We start from the raw sequence: 10173 nt of genomic DNA on the forward strand, positions 1-10173 counted from the left end.
ATTATCTAAATAAAAAAAGAAAAGATTCTCACAACTTGGAAAAAGTTCTTTTTGATGCATTAATGGGAGCAGGGTTGTATCCAGATGATGATATTCTTATTCCTAAAACGAAGAATGTTTACATAGATAAATATGATCCAAGAGTAGAGGTTGAATTGGAACTGGCAACAAAATTAGGCATATTTGATAATGCAGAGCATTTACAAAAATTTAAAACAAAGAACTGCTCCATGTGTAAGAAGTCTACATACAAAAAACCTTGTGGAGTATTAAATAAAGCATTGGAAAATCGGATAGAGCCAGAATTAAATTTAGAAAAACTAGAATGTTATAATAAAAAGTCTGTGTAATTTTACATAGGCTTTCTTTTTTTCGTTATATGTAATAGAGGTGATAATATGAATACTATAGATATAATAGAGAAAAATGCATATAGATTCAAATTGGAAACACAAAGAGTAAATAATAATACTGTTAAATTATATAGTAAGAAATATCTGTTTGATAATTGGTTAATAGTTCAAGAGGGCAAACGTTTGAAATTGTTACATATGTCAAAAAGAAGAAATGGTAACAAATGTGCATATCACACACAGAGAATGGTATGTGTTAAAAATTGGTGGTGGCTACTGCAGGACATTAACAAGCATAATAAGCATGTAATAACAAGGAAATGGAATGCTAGAGAAAATCTGGTAGACAGAGTAATGAGAGAATATAAGGAGGGAAAATATGGACAATAAAGAGAAACATAAAGAGCATTATGAAGTATATTTAAAGGTAGCAACAAAAGTAAATGAGTTAACTGCAGTTATAAATGAATTAGGAGATTTACCTTTGACTGGAAATGATAACATAGATAATTTACATCCTGCTCTACTTGCAACACATAAGAAAACAATCGAAATTTTTATAAAGGAAGATGCAGAGGATGAAGTGTAAAGAATGTGGAGCAGACCTCAGATGGGAATCAGATTTTGATTTTGAAAATGTAGGATATAAAGGAAAAGGTATAGTGAGTTATTATAACTGTGACTCTTGTGATTTGCTACATGAGTCTGTAATAGATTTTACTATAAATTTACAAATTTTAAGAATAGTGGAAGTAGAGGAAGAAGAATGTTAAAGTATTATTATGGAACAATGGCAAGTGGAAAAAGTGCAACATTATTAATGAATGCACATCAAAAGAAAAAGAATAATATTAAATGCCTAATAATAAAACCACACGATAAACGAGATGATAAAGTAACATCAAGAATAGGTCTGGAGTCCGACTGCATTGTGTTTTATCCAGAGGATGATCTCTTTGAAATGTTTAAATTAAAAAGACTGAGTGAAGGTATTACTGAAATATATGTAGATGAATGCCAATTCTTAACAAAAGAACAGATACATCAACTATGGTTATTAAGTAGAGGTGATGTTACAGTGAATTGTTTTGGATTAAGAGTAACATATAGGAATGAATTATTTACTGCAATACAAACATTATCAGTTTATGCAGATGTAGAGGTTAAGTTAGAGCCTACTTGTACTTGTAAGTATTGTAATGAGGATGCAACAACACATCTATTAATAGTAGATGATAAAGCAGTGTTGGATTACCCAGAAAAATTTGAAGGAGATGTTGAAGGAGATATTCATTTTGAATGTGTCTGCATCGGTTGTTGGCTTGAAAGAATAGCAAAAGATACGCAATAATATAGGAGGGTTTTATATGAATAGTTGTGTTATATATGTCGATGGTTCATACAATACAAAGACTGAAAAAGGTGGATATGGACTAGTTATTACATCTGGAGATCGAGTTCTTTATGAGGAACACAAAGAACTTGTAGGTGATGGATTGTCTATGAGAAATGTATATGGTGAAATAGTAGGTGCTTGTAGAGCAGTTGAACTATCTCATATGTACAATGTGAAAGAAATAGTATTGGCATATGATTATGAAGGTGTTGAAAAATGGGCATCTGGAGCATGGAAAAGGAAAAATGAATATACTAAGAAGTACCATGAGTTTATGCAAGTGGCTCAAAAACATATAAAGATTGAATTTATGAAAATCAAATCCCACAGTGGAGATAGGTTTAATGACATGGCAGATAAACTAGCAAAGCGTGGAGCAGGATTTTAGTTAGGGAGTTTTCCCTAACTTTTTTAATGCAAAGTATTGACACAGTATTTACTGGATGTTATATTAATAAAGTAGAAATAACGAATACATAAAAATGGAGGAATTAAACATGGAAAATGAAATAACATTAATAAATTTTGGGAAAGTAGTAACACCAGAGATTATGGAGATAGTAAGTATAATAGAAGAATTAAGAAACACATCTTCTACAAATGCTAAGAAAGCAATATTAGAAGAAAATATAGATAATGAGGGACTGAAAACTATATTAAACTTAACTTACAATCCATACAAAAGATATAAAATAACAGAAGGTACTTTAACTGGAACTACTGCAGAAGATGGACATACTTATGATAATTTAAGAATGCTAACATATGTATTAGCAAATAATAATATTAATAATGAGTTAAGAGAGAAAGCGAATCTTTTCTTAGAAGAAACAGATGAAGAAATAAGAGATTTATATAAGTGTGTATTATTGAAAGACCTAAAAATTGGATGTAATATATCTACAATAAATAAAGTGTGGAAAGGTCTTATCCCTCTTGGAGAAACTGGAATAGATATAAAACCTATGTTGGCATCAAAGTTTGATTTTGATAAGCCACCTGCAGGAGAAGGTGCTTTAACGGAAAAATTAGATGGGATAAGAGATAGCGTTGTAAAATCAAAAACTGATAATATATTCAACTTATTTACAAGACAAGGTAAAGTAATAGAAGGATGCCTTGAAATAGAAATGGAACTAAAACTACTATATGTATTACTGGAAGATTTTGAAATAGTATTTGATGGAGAACTTCTTGCTACTGGTTGCACATATGAAGATGTTTACAAGGAAACAACAAAGCGAGTTAAGAATAAGAATGAAATTAAGAGTGGATTAGAGTTCTGTATCTTTGATGTATTAACATATGATGAATTTAAGAATAAGAAAGGTGTTACACCATATCGTGAAAGAAGAAAGAAGTTAGACCAAATAAATGCTATCATAGAAGAACAAGGTTTCAACTTTATTAAAGTACTGCCAGTTATTTATCAAGGCTCAGATATGAATGAGATGTTAAAAATATTGGATGAATACAGACTTAAAGGTGCAGAAGGTCTTATGTACAACACTATGGATGCAGTGTATGAGTTTAAAAGGTCTAAAAATATATTAAAACTTAAAGTAATGCAAACTGCAGACTTAAGAATAGTAGGATATGAAAAAACAAATAAAACATTCAATATAAATAGTGCCTTACTTTGTGATCCATTGACAGTTATTTATGATGATGAACAAAAACGCATATTAGAAGAACGTGTTAGATGGGTCAAAGAAAAAGTCTTAGCAGGAGAAGTATTAGGAGCATTAGTAGTAGAATATAAAGGTAATACCGTTAAAGTTGGTTCTGGATACACTATAGAGGAACGTGTAATGCTTTGGGAACAAAGAGAGAGCCTTGTAGGAAAGATTGTAGAAGTTCAATTCTTCGAAGAAACAAAAAACAAAGACAAAAAACAAAGTCTAAGATTCCCAGTGTATATACACTTAAGAGCAGATAAGACTGAACCAAGTTTATTCTAGGAGGAATATATGGATATTTTAAAGACCATAAGCATATTTATTATAATTATATTTGGGATTCTATTCCCACTTGCGTGTCTGCTTTATTTAAGATGTGTATATGGTTATGTATGCATAGAATCAATAGTAACACTAACTGCAGTAATCGTTTTTGAAATTGTATTATTGATTATAAGAATTATTATTTAAGGAGTGTATATGAGTTGGACTGTAGAGAGAATAAGAGAAGAAATGAATAAGTTTGTAGATGTGTTTAATAAAACATTTGAATGTGAGGTAGGGTACACATCCCTACCTATCTACATAGATAAAAGATTGGTTCGATGTGATGGCTATTTGAAACATAGAAAAGTATGTAACATTACAGTTGGCATGATGTTCACTTTTGGAGAATCGTTTTTAGTAAACAATACAGATTCAATAATCATAGAAAAGATTCGACATGAGTATTTGCACTATTTGATGATATTGAAATATAATAAACACATTGGACACAATGATATATTTGAAATGCATTGCAGAAAATTGGGGATTGTTTGTACATAAAACATGTTGACCAAGTAAATATAAAATGGTAAAATTATACTATAAAATAAATCGAATAAAGGGGAGAAATTACAATGAAACTTAAAGAAAAATTAAAGAACATGAACAAAAAAACCGTAGCAAAAATAGCAGGTATATTTATATTGGGATGGATATTTGGAGCATCATCTTCACCTATATGTTCAGATGCAGACCATGTAGGACTAGAGGATCAAGTATCTGAACAACAAGCAACAATAAAAGCAGATGAAAAAGAAATTGAAACACTTAGTGCTAAAGTAGACCAAGCAGAACCATTCTTTAAGATGAAAGCAGAAGAACAAAGACAATTAGAAGAAGAACAAAAAAGAGTAGCAGAGGAAAAAAGGTTAGCAGAAGAAAAGGCTAAAGAAGAAAAGAGATTAGCAGAAGAAAAAGCAAAGAAAGAAGAAGAAGAACGTAAGTTAGCAGAAGAAAAGAAAGGTTATGATACTGGAATAACGTATGACCAACTTGCTAGAACTCCAGATGATTACTTAATGAAAAAAGTTAAGTTTAGAGGTGAAGTTGTGCAGGTTATGGAAGGTGAAGGTAGAACTCAGATAAGACTTGCAGTAAATGGAGATTATGACCACATGATATTAGCAGAGTTCTCTGCAGATAAAGTAAAGAGTAGAGTGCTAGAAGATGATAATATAACTATCAGAGGTATATCTGCAGGTCTATATACATATCAATCTACAATGGGTGGAAATATAACAATACCAAGTGTTTTAATAAATCAAATAGACCAATAAGAGATAAGGGATTCAAAGTCCCTTATTTTTTTTTATGTAAAAGTATTGACTCGGTATTTACTCTATGATAATATAATAAGTGTCAGTAAGACAATACATACATAAGGAGTTGGTAAGCATGTGGACAATAGATAAGATACAAAGTGAAATAGTATCTTTTGTTGAGTACGCAAGAACAGTAGTTGGAGATATAGAGGATGTAACAAATGTCCCAGTAGAAATATCTAATAGAATGAGCACAACTAAAGGATATTTTCAATTTAAGTATATTAGGAACAATAAAGGCAAGGTAGTTAAAATAGAACCATTAAAATTTAAATTTGCTAAAATTCTATTAGAGAATTACCACAATGCAGATATTATAGAACTCATAAAACATGAGTGCGTACACTTTATTGTTGATACTAGGTACAATGTAAACTGTGGTCACAATAAAGTATTTAAGAAATATTGTAGGATGTTAGGAATATCCGATGAAACATACTTTACTGCCGATCCTAGAGAAGATGCTCCTATAGCAGAGCCTAAATTAATTAAGAAACCTCACAGATATATTGGAAGGTGTCAAAAGTGTGAAAAGGAATACTACAGAAAAGTTATGAGAAAATCTACATTAGAGAATTGGGTTAATTGGTGTCACTGCCAATGTGGTGGAAAGTTACATGTAATAGATATGAAGGAAAATGTATTGTATAAACAAGGTAGTGGATTCAATGTCGAAAGAGTGGACTTAAATACACAAACAAGTGAAACATTCTTAAACACACAAGAGTCATTTGCAATAAGTTGTAAAGATAGGTCTGAGAAACAACTATTGGCAGATATGAAGAAAATGAAAGCATTTGAATATGCAGAGTTTGATGATTATACAATAGATGAATATGCAAGTACATTTGACTATTACTGGTGGAGATTACTGCTAGTATTCGACCATGATAGGGAATATTTAAACAGTAGACAAGAAAAAGCATTAGTACAATGGTTAGAGGAAGGACAACAATACACAGTAGAATTTAAGGATGTGAGTTTTGGGTAATGTATAAGTTAATAGGAATTAGAAAAAATGGTATGAAAATTGATAAAATGTACGATAATGAAAGTGTGGCTAAATTTGAGTTTGATGTTACTAGAAATGTAGCAACAGAGTTAGTATTATATAATAATGAAGAAATAGTTGAACAGTATAAATTAGAGATTCCAGAAGTTCCAGACGTGGTTACGTATTTATTAGAAGGTCAAAGTGCATTTAACAATATTAAGAAAGTTATAAATAATACAAGAGAATTTGCAGTGCTTGAATTTAAAGCAAATACCTTAAGATGTGACTGGTTAGTTTTATATGAGAATAGAAATGGTCAAAAAGAACAAATAGAATTATATATTAAAGGAGTAGCATAACATGGAAACAAATACATTTAAACAATATGAAGTAGCAATAGAGCCTAGAAACCACCAAATAAGAGTAGAGGATGCAAGGAATCTTATATTAATAGATTTGTTTATGGATGAAGATGGAAATGGGGGAAAACATCTTAGCAGAGCAGATTTAATATTAATATTTACTCTATATCCCACTGGCTTAAATGGGTTCTTAGATGATTATCTAAACTATGTAGAGGAAGAAGTTAAAAACAAAGGATACAAGGTTGTTAATAAGCCACATTATTTCTTAAAAAATATAATTGGATAAATTGTACAATGAATCTATAATGTGATACAATAGTTGATATTGGGAGTGTTTTGGGATGGAGATTTTAGCATTAATTTTTATATTAATTATTACATATATAACCTATAGACAACTAGAGTATTTTAAAGCAGAGTTTTTGATTATGGTAGCGTTGGTAATATTAAATTTATTTATATAAAGGAGAAAAATAATATGACAAGCAATCAATTAAGATATTTACTTCAACACATAGACAACAAGATCGAGTATCATAAGGCACAAGCACAAGACCATTTCGATAGTATCTGTGACATAACTCACAGACACAATCAAGCAGACATCCAAATAATATTGGAAAGCAATATAAGTTTACAAGTGTTGGTAGACCTTAGAAAGCAGGTTGAAATGTGTTCAAGAGTACCAGAGCCAACATATGAACCAAAAGCAATACAAGATGCAGAAAATATAAAATTAATAAAAGACTTAGATTTATAGGAGGTAGCACACATGTTACAATTAAGCGTAGGTAAAAAGAATCCAGTTGAATTTAATAATGGTGTTGGTATATTGTGGGATGAATCTGGATTCCTACTTAGTGTCAAGTTAAACGATTTATCTCAAAGAGAAATAGATGGGTTTACAAGTGGTAAGATGAAGATAGACTTGGTGTACAGAGAGAAGATCATATTCTTTGTCCTAAAGATACAAGACATAGTTAATACATCAGATATAGCATTTACTGCTCACATATCACCCAATACTGCAGATGATTTAACACCATGCTCAGAAGGTCAAGGTTATGCAATCCACATGGTATTAACAGAAGGTAGAACCAACATAATAAAAGGTATGCGTGTAGTAGCTTTAAATGGAGAAACTTCGGATAAACTATATAAATGTATGAAAGATCAATTTGACTCACGCTTTGATCCAGAGGAACACGTTGCTACAGTTGAAAAAATACAAAGAGCATATACACCAAAACAATTAGCATCATTATCATTAGCAAGTACTACATATAAAGGTTAAAAGATAGGGAGGTATTACCTCCTTATTTTTGTATTCAAAAGTATTGACAAGGTATTTACCAATATGATATATTAATAGTAAATAAAGCACATCAAATGGGGGAAGTGATTATCTTGATTACAATAGAGTTTTTAGAAAAAGAAGAAATACCGTACACTGTAGAAGGTGATTACGTACTTGTTGATATAAGTGGATTAATATATAAGATTAAAATAAAAAAAGAAAACTCTGGTGACTCAGATGATGATATACCGTTTTAGGTATATCATTTTTACTTTACATAGAAAAACCGACCCAATATACGCCATTCTAAGCGTTTCTATTTAGGTCGGTCAACAACTTATACCTATAAACTTAGTCTATCTATTGGTAATTTTTCATCATCACGTCTACATTTGTTATTATATTCTTGAACTAGTAGAAATGCCAGAGTTGATACTATGTTTTTACTAGTTCCATTATTCTTCATTGTAATAGCAGTGCTTATTAACTTAGCAAGTTCAACTCTACTGAATCTGGTAATCATTTTATCTACTGTTGTTAAGTTGTTGTCTACATATTCTCTAACTAGTATGCACATTGCTTGTAAAGAAATATGTGTGATATGTGGAACGCCAACAGTTTCATTTAATATCTTTATTGCTTTAGATATTTGTTTCTTTTTTGCGTTTTTAGTTTCTATATTACTTGGACTATTTATGTATCTATGAATACATGCTAGGCAGTTAACACTATTTACTGTAGTACCTGCACGTAGACCGTTTTCTTCTATTACATCTCTAACTGCTAACCAATCTGGAAGTTGAGCCGAAACTCCTATTCTAAATTTATCTATAGCACGTACTGCTTGACTATTTTGGTTGATCTCTAAGAAGTTAATTGCATCTTGTTTCTTCTTATCAACTTCTTCTGCATGTGGATTTTCTATCACAATACATGGTGCTTGTCGAACGCCTATCTTCTTTAGAGCCATTAATCTGTGTTGTCCATTTACAACATAATAACCATCATCACGTTTTGACACTGTGATTCTACCAAAAGAAGATGGATTGAAATCTCTTATTATTCTTTCAACTTGCGAAGTCATTATCCCTCTTTGTGTTTCTTCATCTATTAGTAATTGATTTACATCTAACCACATATTTAATCCGAAGTCATTCATATTGAAAACTTTGTTTTTCAATGCTCTTATTTTTTCATCCATTTTTCCAGATAGTTGTATGTCTTGAACCGTTCCTATTTTTGATTCTTCTTCTACTACCTCTGATTCTTCTTGCTCTTGCTCTTTAGGTTCTTCTGTAGATTCTTCTACCTCTGGTTCTGGTTCATCTAGCACTGCCATTTCTGTTGTTGCTATTTCTTCTTCTGCAGATTCTTCTTCTGGTGTTACTTCAACTTTTACTTCTTCTGGTGTTACTTCAACTTCATTTTCTTTATTTCCCTTTTCTTTTTTACCCCTTTTTGCCATTTCTAATACCTCCAAAATAATAATTCTTTATACTTAGTATTGTATCACATTTTTGGAAAAATATACATACTCATTCGATTTATTGTTTTTAACTTTGTGAACACTAGTCATTGCAACACATTCAGAGCCAAAAATACTGATAAAAAAGATATTTTATTTAAATTTTTCATTCCTACACGATTTGGTCTGGGTTATGTGTTACAATGTAATTAATAAAACATTAGGAGGTATTTTTATGGATAAGAAAGAGATATATGAGATTGGACTGGAAGTTGGTAAAAAGGTAAAACCAACACAATTTACAAAAACTAGATTATTAGGACATCTGGAGCGCAATAACAATAAAGAGTTTTTAAGATGTCTGTTAGAAGTGTGTTGTAGTAGAAAGTGTGCAGTCCCAGAAATACTAATAGATGCAGAGCATGAGGACTTTAAACCAAATGCACAAGCATTTATGTTTGGATTCCATAATGGAAGTTTAGAGAAATAATACAAATAAAAAGATACCAAGAAGTTTATTCTTGGTATCCCCACAATGGAATATTTGGATTCTGGCATTACCCTAGCCTTCCAATGGTTATTCTGTTATATATTCTAAGAAGTTTTCTATAAATATCAGATTCTCTGATTCAGACATCTTCCAACCTTCTATGTTTATCACTACATCTTTACTTCCTTTTTTGTGACCAATCCACATTTCACCTTTTTCGCTATATCTGATCTCTCTTACATTATCTAATATATCTTGTCTTGCTTTTGTTATTATCATTTTAAGTTCGCTCATTGGTACTTTAGTATCGACCTTTATTTCAGTAGCATCTCTAAATTCATTTATGTTTACATGTACTTCCACTACTTTTAGTTTGCTTTTTTTGTTTGTGTTAGTGTTTATGTTAGTGCGTATTCCTTCCATTTGTGCAAAGAATTTACCTATTGAATCATCAATTCCTACTTCTGTAGCCAAGAACATAGTTA

The 10173-nt window shown here is 30.8% G+C and carries 19 protein-coding genes; 17 read left to right on the plus strand and 2 right to left on the minus strand.

Annotation, left to right across the window (positions count from 1 at the left end):
- The 16 genes from VLM92_RS04045 to VLM92_RS04120 form a co-directional block, all read left to right on the plus strand.
- Positions 1-350: RusA family crossover junction endodeoxyribonuclease (locus VLM92_RS04045; RefSeq protein ID WP_325275070.1), on the plus strand; the 350-nt coding region annotated here is incomplete at its 5' end.
- A 48-nt stretch (positions 351-398) separates the two neighbouring features.
- Positions 399-743 carry a hypothetical protein gene (locus tag VLM92_RS04050; protein WP_325275071.1) on the plus strand — a complete coding sequence of 115 codons (345 nt, stop codon included), beginning with the start codon at positions 399-401 and terminating at the stop codon, positions 741-743.
- A complete protein-coding gene (locus tag VLM92_RS04055; RefSeq protein WP_325275072.1) occupies positions 733-942 on the plus strand; it encodes a hypothetical protein in 210 nt (69 codons plus the stop codon). Before VLM92_RS04050 ends, VLM92_RS04055 begins: the two co-directional genes overlap by 11 nt.
- The gene (locus tag VLM92_RS04060) at positions 932-1126 is read left to right on the plus strand and encodes a hypothetical protein (protein WP_325275073.1); all 195 of its coding nucleotides are present in this window, start codon (positions 932-934) and stop codon (positions 1124-1126) included. The genes VLM92_RS04055 and VLM92_RS04060 overlap by 11 nt, the downstream gene beginning before the upstream one ends.
- Positions 1120-1704: a hypothetical protein gene (locus VLM92_RS04065; protein WP_325275074.1), complete on the plus strand. Its 585-nt coding sequence runs from the start codon at positions 1120-1122 to the stop codon at positions 1702-1704. The genes VLM92_RS04060 and VLM92_RS04065 overlap by 7 nt, the downstream gene beginning before the upstream one ends.
- Before the next feature lie 16 nt (positions 1705-1720).
- Positions 1721-2137 carry an RNase H family protein gene (locus tag VLM92_RS04070; RefSeq protein ID WP_325275075.1) on the plus strand — a complete coding sequence of 139 codons (417 nt, stop codon included), beginning with the start codon at positions 1721-1723 and terminating at the stop codon, positions 2135-2137.
- Between the two features lie 109 nt (positions 2138-2246).
- Entirely contained in the window at positions 2247-3710 is a 1464-nt protein-coding gene (locus tag VLM92_RS04075) for a hypothetical protein (protein WP_325275076.1), read from the plus strand.
- A gap of 9 nt (positions 3711-3719) precedes the next feature.
- Complete coding sequence (locus VLM92_RS04080) at positions 3720-3899, plus strand: hypothetical protein (RefSeq protein WP_325275077.1); 180 nt, start codon at positions 3720-3722, stop codon at positions 3897-3899.
- A gap of 9 nt (positions 3900-3908) precedes the next feature.
- The gene (locus tag VLM92_RS04085; RefSeq protein ID WP_325275078.1) at positions 3909-4256 is read left to right on the plus strand and encodes a SprT-like domain-containing protein; all 348 of its coding nucleotides are present in this window, start codon (positions 3909-3911) and stop codon (positions 4254-4256) included.
- Positions 4257-4330: 74 nt separating this feature from the next.
- Positions 4331-5032 carry a toxin regulator gene (locus VLM92_RS04090; protein ID WP_325275079.1) on the plus strand — a complete coding sequence of 234 codons (702 nt, stop codon included), beginning with the start codon at positions 4331-4333 and terminating at the stop codon, positions 5030-5032.
- A gap of 118 nt (positions 5033-5150) precedes the next feature.
- The gene (locus VLM92_RS04095) at positions 5151-6068 is read left to right on the plus strand and encodes a SprT-like domain-containing protein (RefSeq protein ID WP_325275080.1); all 918 of its coding nucleotides are present in this window, start codon (positions 5151-5153) and stop codon (positions 6066-6068) included.
- The gene (locus tag VLM92_RS04100) at positions 6068-6430 is read left to right on the plus strand and encodes a hypothetical protein (protein WP_325275081.1); all 363 of its coding nucleotides are present in this window, start codon (positions 6068-6070) and stop codon (positions 6428-6430) included. Before VLM92_RS04095 ends, VLM92_RS04100 begins: the two co-directional genes overlap by 1 nt.
- A 1-nt stretch (position 6431) precedes the next feature.
- Complete coding sequence (locus VLM92_RS04105) at positions 6432-6722, plus strand: hypothetical protein (RefSeq protein ID WP_325275082.1); 291 nt, start codon at positions 6432-6434, stop codon at positions 6720-6722.
- Between the two features lie 192 nt (positions 6723-6914).
- Positions 6915-7196, plus strand: a complete 282-nt coding sequence (locus VLM92_RS04110) for a hypothetical protein (RefSeq protein WP_325275083.1) — start codon at positions 6915-6917, stop codon at positions 7194-7196.
- A 12-nt stretch (positions 7197-7208) separates the two neighbouring features.
- Positions 7209-7730 (plus strand): hypothetical protein, encoded by a 522-nt coding sequence (locus tag VLM92_RS04115; protein ID WP_325275084.1) that lies wholly within the window; start codon positions 7209-7211, stop codon positions 7728-7730.
- A 113-nt stretch (positions 7731-7843) separates the two neighbouring features.
- Positions 7844-7990: a hypothetical protein gene (locus tag VLM92_RS04120; protein ID WP_325275085.1), complete on the plus strand. Its 147-nt coding sequence runs from the start codon at positions 7844-7846 to the stop codon at positions 7988-7990.
- An 86-nt stretch (positions 7991-8076) separates the two neighbouring features.
- Here the strand turns inward: VLM92_RS04120 and VLM92_RS04125 are convergent, their stop codons facing one another.
- Positions 8077-9198 carry a DUF6551 family protein gene (locus tag VLM92_RS04125; RefSeq protein ID WP_325275086.1) on the minus strand — a complete coding sequence of 374 codons (1122 nt, stop codon included), beginning with the start codon at positions 9196-9198 and terminating at the stop codon, positions 8077-8079.
- A 235-nt stretch (positions 9199-9433) separates the two neighbouring features.
- On the opposite strand from VLM92_RS04125, the gene VLM92_RS04130 reads away from it, so the two are divergent.
- A complete protein-coding gene (locus VLM92_RS04130; protein WP_325275087.1) occupies positions 9434-9688 on the plus strand; it encodes a hypothetical protein in 255 nt (84 codons plus the stop codon).
- An 87-nt stretch (positions 9689-9775) separates the two neighbouring features.
- On the opposite strand, the gene VLM92_RS04135 is transcribed toward VLM92_RS04130, so the two are convergent.
- The coding region (locus VLM92_RS04135) for a hypothetical protein (protein WP_325275088.1) at positions 9776-10173 on the minus strand (398 nt) is incomplete at its 5' end.

Source organism: Romboutsia sp., from assembly GCF_035470145.1.
Taxonomy (GTDB): Bacteria; Bacillota; Clostridia; order Peptostreptococcales; family Peptostreptococcaceae; genus Romboutsia_D.